Here is a 14,285-nt window from a genome sequence, read left to right on the forward strand (position 1 = left end):
GGAAGTAATGCACGAGCGCAATGCTCACAACTTCCCCTTAGACTTGGCTGCTGGTGAGCAAGCTCCTGTTGCTATCTCTGCTCCTGCTATCAATGGCTAATCTTCTGAGATAGAAGCAATAAATAATTAATCAAAGGCGTTCTCTTCACGGGGAGCGCCTTTTTGGTTTGGGGTTTCTTGGAATTAGAACAGGAAGTTTGGAGAATTTGATACACTAGCTAAAATTTGAAATTATTCTAGCTGGTAGCTCTGGGCTAAGAAATAAATATGAGTAATGCTTTATTTTGTATAGAAAATTTGCGAGTTGCTTATCCTCAGCGCGGCGAGGAAGAACTCAGTTGGGCGGTGGATGATGTATCTTTGACGCTACAACCTGGGGAAAGAATGGGTTTGGTGGGGGAGTCTGGGTGCGGTAAATCTACTTTGGGAAGGGCGGTAATGCGGTTGTTACCTCCATCTAGCCGGATTGAGGGACGGGTAACTTTTCAAGGACAGTCAGTATTTGAGTTAACACCAACTCAGTTGCGGAAATTTCGGGGGGAAGTAGTAGCATTAATTTTCCAAGACCCGATGACACGCCTTGATCCATTAATGACGATTGGTAAGCATTGTCTGGAAACTTTACAAGCACATTCACCAGAACTATCAGCCAAGGAAGCGAAAGAAAAAGCACTGGCGACTTTGGAAAAGGTGAAAATCCCGGCGAGTCGGTGGAATCAGTATCCGCATGAGTTTAGCGGTGGAATGCGACAACGGGTAGCGATCGCTCTTGCTCTCCTTCTAAATCCTAAGTTAATTGTGGCTGATGAACCTACCACTAGTTTAGATGTCACTGTCTCAGCCCAGATTTTACAAGAATTAACCCGTCTGTGCGCGGAAGAAAATATGGCACTGTTGCTAATTTCTCACGATTTGGCAATGGTGGCAGAATATTGCGGCCGCATCGGTGTAATGTATAACGGCAAAATGGTAGAAATGGGGGCGACATCATCGGTGTTTGGTAATCCCCAACATGAATATACGCGATCGCTTTTACAAGCCGCTTTGCATATTCAAGCTGTGGATGAAAGTGGAGAAGATGCTTCACAACCAACACTTGATAGTCAATCACCACTTCTACGAGTTACAGAACTCCAGCAACACTACACCATAGAACCTAACTTAATTGAACGACTGTTTAAAGCGGAAAGTCAGACAATCAAAGCCGTAGATGGAATTAACCTGGAACTGTTTCCCGGAGAAATTTTAGGCTTAGTTGGTGAATCTGGTTGTGGTAAAAGCACATTGTCGCGGACAATCTTACAGCTAATTCGTCCGACATCTGGCAAAGTCGAATTTTTAGGACAAGATTTAACCAAGCTATCACGCCAAGAAATTCGCGCTTCCCGGCGACAAATGCAAATGGTGTTTCAAGATCCCCATGCTTGTTTAAATCCGGCGATGACTGTAGGGCAGAGTATAGGTGATCCTTTATTAATTCACAATCTGGCTGATGCAGCCAAAGCCAAAGAAGAAGTATTGTGGATGTTGCAAAAAGTTGGTTTAACACCGCCAGAAGTTTATTATCAACGTTACCCATCAGATTTGTCGGGAGGACAACAACAACGAGTAGCGATCGCACGGGCTTTAATTACTCGTCCTAAACTGTTGATTTGCGATGAACCAGTGAGTATGTTAGATGCCAGTGTACAGTCGCAAGTATTAGATTTGATGCTGCAATTAAAGGCAGAATTTGAGTTAACTTATCTATTTATTACCCATGACTTGTGGTTAGCGAGATTTTTGTGCGATCGCATTGCGGTAATGAATGGCGGTAAAATTGTCGAACTCGGCCCAACAAAACACATTTTTGCCCATCCGCAACATCCGTATACACAAACACTATTAGCGGCGGCTCCTTTATTAGCTCGAACTTAAGATTAGAGGTAAGCTAATCAATCATTCTCTATTTCTGCTGACAAATTTTCTAGTTCTGCTTCCAACTGCTCAATAGTTGGCAACTTTGTTTGTAACTCTTTGGGCAGTGACTTAGTAAGTTTAGTTTGCCATTCAGCAATACCTATTGGCTTATTGACATCACGTAGCGCATACTCAGCAATAATATTGTCCTTACTTGCACATAAAATTAAACCAATTGAAGGATTATCTACAGGAGATTTGAGCAAATCATCTACAGCCGAAAGATAGAAATTGATTTTTCCTGCATATTCAGGTTTAAATTTGCCTGTTTTCAGTTCAATCACTACAAAACAATGTAATTTCACATGATAAAAAAGCAAATCTATGTAAAAATCTTCATTTCCTATCTTTAAATTATATTGCTGTCCAACAAAAGCAAATCCTACACCCAACTCCAAAAGAAATTGAGTAATGTGTTTTACAAGTTCTTTTTCTAATTCCCGTTCTTGGGCTGCTTCTCCTAAACTCAAAAAATCAAAAATATAAGGGTCTTTTAACGTTTCTCTAGCAATATCTGATTGAGGAGACGGTAATCTAACGTTAAAGTTATTGACAGCCTTTCCCTGACGCGCAAAAAGTCTATTCTCAATTTGGAGAGTTAAAATATTTCTGCTCCAGCCATTTTCTATAGTTTTTCGTATATACCATTCACGCTCTAAATTATTTTTAACTTTATCTAAAATTACACAGTTATGAAACCAAGGAATTTGTGCAGCAGCCTGCTGCACTATTTGTTCATTTGGATAAGCTTCAGCAAAGGCTCGCATATACTTCAGATTTCTGGCTGAAAATCCCTTGATATCAGGGAAAGCAACTTGTAAATCTTGTGCAAGACGTTCAATAACTTTGCTACCCCATGTTTGCTGCTGCTGACGGATGATAATTTCGCGCCCAATTTGCCAATAAAGTAATACCAATTCACGGTTAATAGACAAAGCTGCTTTTACTTGGGCGCTGTGTATACGTTCTTTTAACTCCCGTAAGAAGTCATCATAGCCATCCGTTGGTAATAACTTATCCGCCATAATTTAACCATTCTATTTAAGTCAAAACTAAGTTATCTCGATGCACTACGGTATCTGCGCCCACATATCCCAAAATTTCGGGAATTTCTCTGGAGTGTCGCCCGCAGATTTTCTGTAGTTCATCGCTGCTGTAGTTGACTAATCCTCTGGCTATTTCGTTACCGTTGGTGTCGCACAACTGCACAGCGTCTTGGGTGTCAAATTCGCCTTCTAATGTTTTGATACCTGCGGCTAATAATGATTTTCCGGCTTGTGATATTGCCGCGATCGCACCTTGATCTAAATACAATTTTCCCGTCGGCACAAGTCCGTAAGCTATCCAGCGTTTCCTAGCTGATGTGGGTTCTGGTTGTGGTTCAAAGTGGGTTCCTAAAGGTTCCCCTTGGATAATTTTTTCGAGATTGCGGGGAAATCGCCCTTGAGTAATGACTGTTCGCACTCCGGCGGCGATCGCAATTCGGGCGGCGGATATTTTTGTTACCATCCCACCAGTACCCCATTGTGAACCTTGTCCGCCTGTTTGGATTTGCAGTTGCGCCAATTCTTTAATATTACTCACCAAGGCAATGGGTTTGGCATCTGGTACAGAACGGGGATCGGCTGAATATAATCTATCTACGTCGGTGAGTAAAAATAGCCAATCTGCTTCAACTAAACTCGCTACTAATGCCGAAAGGGTATCATTATCACCAAATTTCAGTTCCTCGACAGCCACGGTGTCATTTTCATTAACTACGGGAATTACACCCAGCCCCAGCAATTCTTTAAAGGTGTTGTAAACGTTGAGGTATCGGCTACGCTGTACTAAGTCGCTGCGAGTTAGCAAAACTTGGGCAATTGGCTGTTGCAAGGTTGTAAATAAATCGTCATATATCCGCATTAACCTGCCTTGACCAACTGCGGCTACTGCTTGTTTGAGGGCGATCGCTTTTGGACGTTCTGTTAAGCCTAATCTGGCACAGCCCACACCCACCGCACCAGAGGAAACCAAAATCACACGATTTCCCTGCTGTCTTAAATGACAAAGTGTTTCGGTTAAAGTTGCGATCGTAGAAAGTGCTAATTGCCCGGTTTCTGGTTGAGTCAGGCTAGAAGTGCCTATTTTGACGACGATTGTTTTGGTCATGGTCATTAGTCATTAGTCATTGATCATTGGTCATTAGTTATTAAAGACAAATGACAAAGCACAAAAAAGCAAAGCGCCAATCCTTCTATAGGTGAAGGCTGACGCTTTACTAGTTTATAGTTATTTGCTATTTACTAGGGTCTTTTTTTGGCTGACCCCATGTTATTAATACTTATAATCCCCCATATTATATGTTTCTATTTCATTCTTAATTATTTCTTTAGCTTTCTTTTCCTGACGATTTGTTACTTTTTGTTAACAACGCTGCGTTTAGGTGTGATAGAGGCTCCCAGGATTTCAGAAATCCAGACTTCAAAATTTCGGACGGGATGAGAACGCAATGCAGCATCAGGATGAATAATCGGTTCTACGAGAATTGTAAACATTCCCAGGCGATTACCAGCCAAAACATCAGTAAACAAGCGATCGCCCACCATTCCTACTTGATGTGCTGGTAAATCCATTGCTTGGAGAGCGGCTCTAATTTTGCGGCGAGAGGGCTTGGCTGCACCCAAGTAATAAGGTAAATTCAAAGCACGGGCAATACTGCCAATGCGAGCTTCGCTTAAGTTATTGCTCACCAACCACAAATCAACATTAACGCGGATTTCTTCTACCCATTGTCTCAACTCTGGCGAAGGAGTCCCCACTGTGAAAGGAACGAGTGTTTCATCCACATCTAAGACAAGTCCCTTCAGCCCATATTGTTGAATAACTTCTTGAGTCAATTGCAAAACTGAACCGTGTAAAATCAAGTCAGGCTGTAAGAGATTGTTCCAAGTCATAGATAATTTTCAGGATCACAATGAAAAATGCTCCCAAGTAAGAGCATTGTTGAGAATGGGTGCAGGGGGTGAAAGGGTATAGGGGTGTAAGGATTTTCGATACCTACACCGTGCGGCTGACGCTCATGGCGAAGCCCTGACACCCTTAAACCCCTGCACCCAAATCTAAAACCTTGTCTAAAAATGAGACATTTTTATTTTCAATTTTGAGCAGATTTTATTCCACTTCGTTAAAAAGTTGTTCTTCTAGGAGTGGTTGCACTTGGCGAAATTCTTCGGGAGAAAGTAATTCCGGTTCGCCATCTTTAGTGATTCTGGCAAAAAACAGCAGTGGATCGAGGGGGGTATAAATGGCATACTCCTGCTCATGATGATAGAAACTGGCGAGTAGCTGTAATTGTTCTGGCTCTAAATCGGTTTCGTCGTCTTCGATTTCTAATGTAAAAAGTTCCGACTCATCTACAGCTGGTAGTTCACCCGCCACTGTCAAAGCGTAAGCCGTGTTTTTCAGAATTAGGTTCTGCTCAGATAAAACTGCTTGGGCGGTACCAAAAATTTCGTCAAGGATAGCATCATCTTCTACTAAAACGGCTTCTTCTTCGTCGTCGTCACCTTCCCAAGCGAAAATTTCTATGGGTGAGTCCACAGGAAGCAGTAAGACGTATTCTTGTCCATCTACAGAGAGCGAATGTTCTATATAACATTCGAGGGTTCGCCCTGTGTCATCTGTCAAGGTGATGGAACCTGTGTGATCGCGATCGTTATCTTCAGAAAATGGAGAAGGAAACATAGCCGATTAGTTAAACTTTATCTTTACCGCAACTGTGAATATTGCTTTCCTGTTAAATGACAAATAATGCCAAGCTAATAGTTTCACATTTAGACACAACTGCTCAGTAATTGCTTTCAGAATATCACGTCAAAAGCTATCCATACTCGACAGCATTTTAACTGCGGCAGAGCGCCGAGAATCTAACCATTGTTGTAAAATCAAAGCTGCGGCTTTGCGGTCAATTAAACCTTTATGACGCGATGGTGAGAGATTCTCGGCGATGAGCATTTGCTCTGCTTGAAAAGAGGTGAGGCGCTCATCAACATATTCTATGGGTAGTTTGAGAGCCTTACTCAGTTTGGTGGCAAATTTCTGCACCTGATGAGCCTGAAATCCCAATGAACCATCCATTGAATAAGGTAAACCAACAACTAAAATTTCTACCTGACGTTCATTGACGATATTTTGGAACTGCTCAACGTCGCGCTCAAAAGATGAGCGTTCAATTGTTGTAATTCCCGTAGCAATTAAACCGGTGCGATCGCATCCTGCTACGCCAATTCGTTTCCGTCCGACATCTAATCCTAGTGCTGAAATATACTGTTTTTTATCCATTATGATCTGTGCCACGTAGTGAGTACTGAGTCTGAAACCTTCATCCTCTAAACCTCACCATGTAAGCTTTGACTACTTTTCCTGTTGACCATCGACTGATTCATTTTGGCAAGATGGCTCCGTGTGACCGTTGTTACATTTAAAGTTGATAGATTCTGATTTGCTTGGCACTGGTATCTCGGAAGATGGCTGCTGTCCAGTTTTTGCCCAAGACATCCCTCCCGGTATGGGTTTACGTGCTGGTTGTAAACCTTGCAGCACATCTGTCCATTGAATCCCTTCTAAGGAGACAAATTTTGATTCTCGGAGTTTGTGCCAAACTGAACGCGACATAATCAAAGTATGTTCCGTGCGTTTTGCACCAATCCGTTCTAAATATTCTTCTCTTTCAGGTTGGTAGTCTAACGAAGCCAATCGCAAACCTTGTTGGGGGAAGTCTTGCGCTATCCGTGCCAATTGCGAAAGCAACTCTGGATACAACCAAGTGTAAGCAGGGTGGACGGTCAGCGTTGCCACATGGGGAGTTTCGCCTTTGCGGTCAAGCTGTACTTGAAAATAGCCAATGGCGGCTTTGCGTTGCGGTTCAAACACGTAACCACTGACAACTTCTGTTTTGGTGATCCATTGCTTGACAGCATCGGTCAACGCCCCAAATAAACTGGTTTTAAAATCGCGGGTGTTGCGGTCAAAAACTTGACGTACCAAAGGTGGCATTGATGCTGTATCTAGTTGATAAAGCAACTGGGCATCAGCGTTACTTACTGGCAGCAAATTGGGTAAATCTGGTTCTGCTTGTGCCAATTCTGTCAGTAAATCGGCTTCTATTTTCCAATAGGTAATTTCTGCTAAACGTTGAAATCCATTTTGGCGATAGAGAGCTAATGCTTCTATATCGTTAATATTTACTTCTAATAACCAAGTCCGCGCTTCTAAAATCGACTCGAAGCAATGGCGCAGCAATTGTGAGCCAATTCCTTGTTTGTCCGCAGCCCGATCTAGCATCACCTTATCAATGCGCCAAGTACTGTGAGTGCGGTTGAATGGTGATACTTGAATCATTCCCAACAGCATTCGCCCCTGTTCAGCAACATAAGCGCAGAAACGATACTGGAGTGGGTTGGGGAACCAACTCAAAAATTTAAGTAAGCCATACCACCGACGGAGGGATTGCATTTGACCCTCGGCAGAATTGGAGCCTGCCAAAGTCGTGGCGGTGAATGACTCTTGTGTTAATCGCTCAATTCCATCCAGATCCCGATAGTGGACTGGCCGGATGACAACGCTGAGATTTCGAGGAAGTAATGAAGTCATTTTGATTCAAGCGGCCATTTAGCCTTAACTAACTGCTCGTGGGTGGAACTGTTGCAATAACAATTTTAACGGCTTTCCGTTGCTGGCTATTGCTTCAAAAGGTTGATTTTTTTGATTCAAAGACTTACAAAAGCAAAAAAAAGCAGGTTAGATGAGTCCGCTATTGGCGTTAACCCAAAAATACCTGCTTTTATTTTATTTGACTTTTCGTTAAATTTCCTATATTTACAAACCTTGCCGAGAAATTAACTTTTCAAAGTTGGCTTGGGTTTGATGGAGGAGTTGTTGTCTGCTATCTTCCACAGAATGCTTGAAGGTTGGAACCAGATTGCGAGCTTGTAGCGTCATGTGTAGCTGTAAATGAGCAACATATTCACTAAAATCGTCGTTTTGTACAGCTTTGCCCGTTAGTAAATGAGATTCCGTTGCCACTGTGTTCTCCTTATCGCACTGTTGATTCACATCATCAAAACTTATCATGTTGCTCGAATTACCTTCTTATTTTGCAATGAAGTTTAACGGTTGTTTGCAATGAGGTTACAGGTGAGAGGTTACAGGTTACAGGTTACAAACCTTCATACTTCTACTCACGCAGTACGTAGCCAACGCCTCGGACGGTTTGAATCAGTCGCTTTTCATGGTTGATTTCAAGTTTGAGGCGCAAGTAGCGGACGTAAACTTCGATGATGTTGGAATCGCCCATGAAGTCGTAACCCCAAACTTCTTCTAAAATGCGATCGCGGGTAATTACTTGTCGGGGATGGGACAGCAAATAATCCAGCAAATCAAATTCTTTGGCGGTTAATTCAATTAATCTATTGCCGCGATACACTTCTCTGGTGCGACGATTTAAGCTGAGGTCTTCAAATTCTAAGATGTCGGCTGCATCGGCTTCTTGGTTGCGGCGCAGATGAGCGCGGACTCTGGCTAATAGTTCTTCCACACTGAATGGTTTCACTACATAGTCATCAGCACCCGCGTCTAGACCAGCCACGCGATCGCTGACTTCATCTTTAGCAGTTAATAATATGACTGGGACTTTATCTCCAGTACTCCGCAAACGGCGGCAAATCTCTAGACCTGATAACCCTGGTAACATCCAATCTAAAATAACTAAGTCTGGATGTAACTCTCGCGCCGCAGTTAGGGCAGTTAATCCATCGTAGGCGACACTGACTTGATAACCTTCGTAATTCAGTTCCAATTCGATAAATCGCGCCAGTTTGACCTCATCTTCTACAAGTAAGATGTGCGTCATATTGATGATGTTAATAATTTCAGCAAGGTAAGGCAGTATAGCAGGAGGCAGAAGTCAGGAGGTGAGACAGAGCGGTCTTGGGGGTTTCCCCCATGAGCGACTGCGAACCCGAAGGGCAGGAGGCAGAAGGTAAAAGTCTTACTATGCCTTGTATTCGTGCTTTTTAAATTTCCTCACTTATACTTCGACTGCTATGAGTGATACAAATCGAGAACTAGTTTGATGTATGTCTAATTAGTCCTTGAATAGCTTAGTATAGATTAAAGCAGATAACAAGCGTATGTCTGTAATTACCGATGGCTGATATTTGTGAATTTCAAAGTTTAGCAATAAACGTTTACATCTTCACCACATTCATCAGCAAGATAACACAAAGCCCGAAAACGTAGACTTACTAATTGCTCATAAAAGGGATTTAGTTTACACATTGCTGGAATGTGAAACAGTTTCCGTCCAAATAAAGTGACATCTCTTTCAAAGGGACATTGTGATGGTATCACTCTACACACAAAATGAGCCAATTGAATGTTATTTATTTCTCGACTTTCTAACCATTTACGAACTTTTTGTAAGAAATCTTTGTGTAAATGAAACAAAGTTATAGATGTCATAGTAATTTACCGGAAGATTAAATATAGATAAATATCATGATGCGATCGCTTGAGTCTGCTAGACTCACAGATCATCTTTTCCTGTCACATCTTTAAATACATATCCAAGTTTTTAGATTTCGGAATCATTGATTGAGTTCCCACAGTTGTGAACCTGCACGTTAGGCTAGATATCGCTGTCACACAAGTGCAAACCAATGACGGAAAATTTCTTTGCTAACAAAAAATCTCTCTTTAACAACTGGGCTTTTAGCTACGATTGGACATTTCCCTCAGTATTTTATCGAGCTATTCACCAACGCCTATTAGAATATGTTGATTTACCAGAACAAGTCAACGTCCTCGATCTAGGATGTGGGACTGGACGCTTATTAGAACGCCTCGCCACCAAATTTCCTGAGTTGCGTGGTACAGGTTTAGACTTATCACCAAATATGTTACGAATGGCGAGAATTAGCAACCGCCACCATCCACGTTTAATTTATGTCGAGGGTAATGCTGAGTCTTTACCCTTTGGAGAAGGTCAATTTGATGCTGTGTTCAACACTATCAGCTTTTTGCATTATTTAGAACCGCAAAAAGTTCTCACTGAAGTAGCGCGAGTCCTGACTCCCGGCGGACGCTTTTACTTAGTTGACTTTACCTTTAAACAAGAACTAGAACCTAAAAAACTGCCAATTTCTCCTTTAGGAGTCCGTTTTTACAGTCCCAAACAAAGAGAAACTTTAGGTTCTGCATCTGGACTTACCTGTGTCAGTCATCATTACTTATTAGGGCCTGTTCTGCTCACAATTTTTGTCAAATAGTCAACAGTGATGCTTTGTCTTTCTCCCTCATCGCCCTTATCTCCTTGTCCCCCTCATCTCCCACTCCCCTCATATTTCATAAACACAACAGGTACTCGTAATAGCTTCTTAGCCAATTGCGAGACGCGAAGTTTAGGCTGAAGAGATGAAGGTAGATTTTCAAAAGCAACTGTTACAAAACCAAAGCGACTATAAAACCTTGACAATTGCTCACCCAAACATTCTAAATATAGTGGTTGTGTAGCTTGACTAATTAGATGCTGCGTGAGCAAACTACCTAAACCATGACCTCTCCAAGTTGATTTAACCACCAAACTACCAAGTTCTTGTGCGCCAGAAAAATTACGCAGTTGTCCACAAGCAATTAAACTACCCTCACACTCAATAACAGAGAACTGTTGCCAACGTAATTGAGTAGGGTCAAGTTTAGCCGAAAATACTAATGAGCGAATTGACCACTTATCAGTTGAATTTGCCTGACGCAGAACACATCCAGATGGTAATGATAAATTTTGGGCGTACATTAAGCTCTTTGTTTTTTAAATAACTAAATAATACTTATGACAGAGTAAACATCCAGTCATAACCATATTTTAGATAGATAACTTTACATTCTTAATATTCCTACAATAAAGCCAAGAATTAATCATTGGAGTTTATGGTTATGGCTGAAGAACAAAAACAAAAGTCTGATAACAATCAAGATACCACCCCGACAGCTTCTGGTGGTTATCAAACCCCTTTACAAGAAGATATTCGCAAAACAGGCGATGCTTCAAAGTCTGATGCGCGAAAGACTGCTAGACCAGAAGCACCTGGGGAAGATGATGTAGCAGGTAGCCCTAATCAAGGTACCGAATCTCGTTAATTGGCGAGATTATTTATCAGGTAAAAATAAAATAGTCTGATAGAAATTATTTGATAATTTTAAATCAGAATAAATTGAGTGAGTAGAAGTGATAAAAAGCTAATTACTCACTCAATTTTTATATTTGCTGAGTATTCTTAGTAAATTAGGTATGAGTCAGGAAAAATAAAAATCTAATATATTATTTTGTCATCTATCATTGGATATATTTTTAATATAGATAATCAAAGGGTCAAAGCAGCAAATTTTTAGAAAAAATGATACCAACCAAATTTAAATATAAATCTTAAATATACACAAAAATTGCATGAAATTTTTACCTAATGGATGTATCATTTGATTCATGACATTGTTAATGATTGATAAAGACTAGATATTATTTATCATCTGCAATCCTGCGAGTTGCTCATGAATAGACTTTCCTCAAAAGTTGTTGCAGTCAGCTTTTCTTTAGCATTATTATTGCTCTGTGGTTTTGGGGTGATTTCTTATATCAGTTTTCTGCGGTTAATGCAAGAAAAACACTGGGTTATTCATACTCAGCAAGTGCTAGAAACTTCAGATCATCTGTACATTTATCTGAGAAATGCCGAAACTGCACACAGCAGTTATATTTTCACCCGCCAGTTAAAATATAAAGAAATTTATGAGCAAGAAAAACGAAAGGTATCACAACAAATTCAAATTATCAGAAATTTAACTAGGGATAACTTTAAACAACAAGAGCAAATTCAACAACTTGAACTTAAAATTACGCAAAAAATTCATTTTCTAGAAACATCTATTAAAATTTTGCAACAAAAAAGTTTTGCAATAAATATTGAATTTGCTAAAAGTAATCAGACCATAAATATAAATATAGATAATCAAATTAACAATATCAAGCAAGTAATAGAAAGGGAAGAAAAAAACTTATTAAAGCGGCGGATAGCAAACACAGATGAAGGTGTAATCCAAATTATTTTTTTAGTGTTTTTAGGATATGGTTTGAGTGCTGTTCTGATAGTAGGAGTTTATTTACTACTGCAAAAGCAAATTCAGATTAATCAAGTTTTGTCAGCAGAAGCGATTTTTTTAGAACAGCAAGCAGCTAAAGCAAAGCTGGTAAATCTTTTAGAAACTGTCACTGATGCTTTTGTGGCTTTAGATGAAAATTGGTGTTATACCTACGTGAATCAAAGGGCGGGACAAATTTTCAATCGTCGTCCAGAAGATTTGATTGGAAAGAATATTTGGGAAGAGTTTCCCGAAGGCGTTGGACAGAAGTTTTATGATGCTTATTACCAAGCTGTGTCCGAACAGAAAGTAATTGAGATTGAAGAGTATTATCCACCGTGGGATCGCTGGTTTGAAAATCGCATCTATCCTAGCCAAGAAGGGTTATCAATTTTCTTTCAAGATATTACGCGGCGCAAGTTGGCGGAACTGGCTTTAGAAAAAAGTGAAAAACGATATCGTTCATTGGTACTGGCGACATCTCAAGCAGTATGGTTAACTGATGCTCAAGGTTTTCCTCAAGAATATTCCTCATGGATAGCTTTGACTGGTCAAACTCAGGAAGAAATTCAAGTATGGGGATGGCTAAATGCAATTCATCCTGAAGACCGAGAGTTTTCTCAGTTTTTATGGAATCAGGCTAGAGAATGGAAAAGTCCTTATAAGTTGGAACATCGTGTGCGAGTTGCTGATGGTAGTTATCGATTTTTTGCTGTGCGGGGAGTTCCTATATTAGATGCTGATAACCAAATTCAAGAGTGGATAGGAACTCATACTGATATTACAGACCGCAAACTCGCAGAGGAAGGACTACAACAAGCCAAAGCCGAATTAGAAGTTAAAGTTCAGGAACGTACAGCAGAATTAGAAAAACTCAATGAGGAACTGAGAAACTCGAATCAAGAATTAGAACAGTTTGCTTATGTAGCTTCTCATGATTTGCAAGAACCGTTGCGGGCTGTAACTGGCTATAGTCAATTATTGGTGGAGGAATATCGAGAAAGGTTAGATGATTCTGCCCAAGAATATATAGATTACATTATTGATGGTGCGAGACGAATGCAGCAGTTGATTAAAGACTTGCTGGCTTATTCGCGCATAGGGACAAGGGGTCGAATATTTACGCTGACTGATTGCAATCTTGTGCTGAGTGAGGCTTTGAGTAATTTACAGGTGGCGATCGCAGAAAGTCAAGCTGTGATCACTTATGAGTTATTGCCCAACCTACTTGCAGACAAAACCCAGTTAATCCAATTATTTCAAAATTTGATTGGTAATGCTATCAAGTTTCGCAGCCAAGACGTACCGCCACGAATTCATATAAGTGCAGCGAGAGTAGACAAGAGTAGGGGTGTAGAGGTGCAGGGGTGGAAGGGTGTAGGGGAAGAAGATTTGACTCACAACCACAAAATTTGGTTATTTTCAGTACAAGATAACGGTATTGGGATTAAATCTCAGTACCTTAACCGGATTTTTGAAGTTTTTCGCCGTCTACATACCAGGCGTGAATTTTCGGGGACAGGAATTGGTTTAGCTATTTGTAAAAAAATCGTTGAGCGTCACAATGGTCATATATGGGCTGAATCTCAGTTGGGAGTTGGTACAACTTTTTACTTCACTCTTCATGAATCAGCTATCCCAGAAAGTTTAAACAAAGACGTGTAATATATGGTTAATGACAGTGTTGAAAAGACTCAGGTACATCGGCGTGTGGAAATTTTGCTAGTTGAAGACTCTCCCAGCGATGCTAATCTCACGATGAAAGGCTTTGTCAATGCCAAGATTGCCAATAACTTGCACTGGGTAGAAGATGGTGAAACAGCAATGAATTATCTACGCCAGCAAGGAGAGTTTGCTAATGCTCCTCGTCCCGATTTAATTTTACTTGATTTGAATTTACCGGGGATGGATGGGCGAGAAGTGCTGACAGAAATTAAATCTGACCCCAATTTGAAGCATATTCCGGTTGTAGTGCTGACTACTTCAGCCGATGAACAAGACATACTACGTTCTTATCATCTCAGTGCTAATTGTTATGTAACCAAACCCCTTGATGTCTATCAATTTCTTGAGGTTGTGCATTTAATTAAAGATTTTTGGTTAACGGCAGTTACCCTACCACCAGACTTATCAGTTTCATAGATATTTTTCTA

General features: G+C 40.7%; 15 protein-coding genes. 5 read left to right on the top strand and 10 right to left on the bottom strand.

The annotated features are described in order from the left end of the window. Nucleotides 1-267: 267 nt before the first annotated feature. Nucleotides 268-1,917, top strand: coding sequence for a dipeptide ABC transporter ATP-binding protein (locus tag H6G28_RS32275; RefSeq protein WP_190677075.1), 1,650 nt, complete (start codon nucleotides 268-270; stop codon nucleotides 1,915-1,917). Between the two features lie 17 nt (nucleotides 1,918-1,934). On the opposite strand, the gene H6G28_RS32280 is transcribed toward H6G28_RS32275, so the two are convergent. The 9 genes from H6G28_RS32280 to H6G28_RS32320 form a co-directional block, all read right to left on the bottom strand. After that, nucleotides 1,935-2,984, bottom strand: a complete 1,050-nt coding sequence (locus H6G28_RS32280; protein ID WP_190593950.1) for a PDDEXK nuclease domain-containing protein — start codon at nucleotides 2,982-2,984, stop codon at nucleotides 1,935-1,937. Nucleotides 2,985-3,000: 16 nt separating this feature from the next. Further along, complete coding sequence (gene proB / locus H6G28_RS32285) at nucleotides 3,001-4,110, bottom strand: glutamate 5-kinase (protein ID WP_190677099.1); 1,110 nt, start codon at nucleotides 4,108-4,110, stop codon at nucleotides 3,001-3,003. A 245-nt stretch (nucleotides 4,111-4,355) separates the two neighbouring features. Beyond that, nucleotides 4,356-4,895 (bottom strand): YqeG family HAD IIIA-type phosphatase, encoded by a 540-nt coding sequence (locus tag H6G28_RS32290; protein ID WP_190677078.1) that lies wholly within the window; start codon nucleotides 4,893-4,895, stop codon nucleotides 4,356-4,358. A gap of 217 nt (nucleotides 4,896-5,112) precedes the next feature. After that, nucleotides 5,113-5,685 carry a DUF3727 domain-containing protein gene (locus H6G28_RS32295; protein ID WP_190593946.1) on the bottom strand — a complete coding sequence of 191 codons (573 nt, stop codon included), beginning with the start codon at nucleotides 5,683-5,685 and terminating at the stop codon, nucleotides 5,113-5,115. A 129-nt stretch (nucleotides 5,686-5,814) separates the two neighbouring features. Next, nucleotides 5,815-6,282, bottom strand: coding sequence for a Holliday junction resolvase RuvX (gene ruvX, locus H6G28_RS32300; RefSeq protein WP_190593945.1), 468 nt, complete (start codon nucleotides 6,280-6,282; stop codon nucleotides 5,815-5,817). A gap of 72 nt (nucleotides 6,283-6,354) precedes the next feature. Next, entirely contained in the window at nucleotides 6,355-7,593 is a 1,239-nt protein-coding gene (locus H6G28_RS32305) for a GNAT family N-acetyltransferase (RefSeq protein WP_190593943.1), read from the bottom strand. A gap of 225 nt (nucleotides 7,594-7,818) precedes the next feature. Continuing rightward, nucleotides 7,819-8,073 (bottom strand): hypothetical protein, encoded by a 255-nt coding sequence (locus H6G28_RS32310; RefSeq protein WP_190593940.1) that lies wholly within the window; start codon nucleotides 8,071-8,073, stop codon nucleotides 7,819-7,821. A 103-nt stretch (nucleotides 8,074-8,176) separates the two neighbouring features. Next, nucleotides 8,177-8,851, bottom strand: a complete 675-nt coding sequence (locus H6G28_RS32315) for a response regulator transcription factor (RefSeq protein WP_190593938.1) — start codon at nucleotides 8,849-8,851, stop codon at nucleotides 8,177-8,179. A 323-nt stretch (nucleotides 8,852-9,174) separates the two neighbouring features. Next, nucleotides 9,175-9,462: a Mo-dependent nitrogenase C-terminal domain-containing protein gene (locus H6G28_RS32320; RefSeq protein WP_190593936.1), complete on the bottom strand. Its 288-nt coding sequence runs from the start codon at nucleotides 9,460-9,462 to the stop codon at nucleotides 9,175-9,177. Between the two features lie 197 nt (nucleotides 9,463-9,659). Here H6G28_RS32320 and H6G28_RS32325 point away from each other — a divergent pair, with 197 nt between their 5' ends. Beyond that, nucleotides 9,660-10,268, top strand: a complete 609-nt coding sequence (locus tag H6G28_RS32325) for a class I SAM-dependent methyltransferase (RefSeq protein ID WP_190593934.1) — start codon at nucleotides 9,660-9,662, stop codon at nucleotides 10,266-10,268. Nucleotides 10,269-10,321: 53 nt separating this feature from the next. On the opposite strand, the gene H6G28_RS32330 is transcribed toward H6G28_RS32325, so the two are convergent. Further along, on the bottom strand, nucleotides 10,322-10,792 hold the full coding sequence (locus tag H6G28_RS32330; protein ID WP_190677080.1) for a GNAT family N-acetyltransferase: 471 nt from the start codon (nucleotides 10,790-10,792) through the stop codon (nucleotides 10,322-10,324). A gap of 140 nt (nucleotides 10,793-10,932) precedes the next feature. Here H6G28_RS32330 and H6G28_RS32335 point away from each other — a divergent pair, with 140 nt between their 5' ends. From H6G28_RS32335 to H6G28_RS32345, 3 genes are all read left to right on the top strand, one after another. After that, nucleotides 10,933-11,136, top strand: coding sequence for a hypothetical protein (locus H6G28_RS32335; protein ID WP_190593931.1), 204 nt, complete (start codon nucleotides 10,933-10,935; stop codon nucleotides 11,134-11,136). A 408-nt stretch (nucleotides 11,137-11,544) separates the two neighbouring features. Next, complete coding sequence (locus tag H6G28_RS32340; RefSeq protein WP_190677082.1) at nucleotides 11,545-13,797, top strand: PAS domain S-box protein; 2,253 nt, start codon at nucleotides 11,545-11,547, stop codon at nucleotides 13,795-13,797. 3 nt (nucleotides 13,798-13,800) lie between these two features. Then, nucleotides 13,801-14,274, top strand: coding sequence for a response regulator (locus H6G28_RS32345; RefSeq protein WP_190593929.1), 474 nt, complete (start codon nucleotides 13,801-13,803; stop codon nucleotides 14,272-14,274). Nucleotides 14,275-14,285: the final 11 nt, after the last annotated feature.

It is taken from the genome of Nostoc sp. FACHB-190, assembly GCF_014696905.1.
In the GTDB taxonomy this organism is placed as follows: Bacteria; Cyanobacteriota; Cyanobacteriia; order Cyanobacteriales; family Nostocaceae; genus Nostoc_B.

Coding starts and splice junctions, on each gene's coding strand:
- H6G28_RS32275 (WP_190677075.1), top strand. CDS start 268: ATGAGTAATGCTTTATTTTGTATAGAAAATTTGCGAGTTGCTTATCCT.
- H6G28_RS32280 (WP_190593950.1), bottom strand. CDS start 2,984: ATGGCGGATAAGTTATTACCAACGGATGGCTATGATGACTTCTTACGG.
- proB (WP_190677099.1), bottom strand. CDS start 4,110: ATGACCAAAACAATCGTCGTCAAAATAGGCACTTCTAGCCTGACTCAA.
- H6G28_RS32290 (WP_190677078.1), bottom strand. CDS start 4,895: ATGACTTGGAACAATCTCTTACAGCCTGACTTGATTTTACACGGTTCA.
- H6G28_RS32295 (WP_190593946.1), bottom strand. CDS start 5,685: ATGTTTCCTTCTCCATTTTCTGAAGATAACGATCGCGATCACACAGGT.
- ruvX (WP_190593945.1), bottom strand. CDS start 6,282: ATGGATAAAAAACAGTATATTTCAGCACTAGGATTAGATGTCGGACGG.
- H6G28_RS32305 (WP_190593943.1), bottom strand. CDS start 7,593: ATGACTTCATTACTTCCTCGAAATCTCAGCGTTGTCATCCGGCCAGTC.
- H6G28_RS32310 (WP_190593940.1), bottom strand. CDS start 8,073: ATGATAAGTTTTGATGATGTGAATCAACAGTGCGATAAGGAGAACACA.
- H6G28_RS32315 (WP_190593938.1), bottom strand. CDS start 8,851: ATGACGCACATCTTACTTGTAGAAGATGAGGTCAAACTGGCGCGATTT.
- H6G28_RS32320 (WP_190593936.1), bottom strand. CDS start 9,462: ATGACATCTATAACTTTGTTTCATTTACACAAAGATTTCTTACAAAAA.
- H6G28_RS32325 (WP_190593934.1), top strand. CDS start 9,660: ATGACGGAAAATTTCTTTGCTAACAAAAAATCTCTCTTTAACAACTGG.
- H6G28_RS32330 (WP_190677080.1), bottom strand. CDS start 10,792: ATGTACGCCCAAAATTTATCATTACCATCTGGATGTGTTCTGCGTCAG.
- H6G28_RS32335 (WP_190593931.1), top strand. CDS start 10,933: ATGGCTGAAGAACAAAAACAAAAGTCTGATAACAATCAAGATACCACC.
- H6G28_RS32340 (WP_190677082.1), top strand. CDS start 11,545: ATGAATAGACTTTCCTCAAAAGTTGTTGCAGTCAGCTTTTCTTTAGCA.
- H6G28_RS32345 (WP_190593929.1), top strand. CDS start 13,801: ATGGTTAATGACAGTGTTGAAAAGACTCAGGTACATCGGCGTGTGGAA.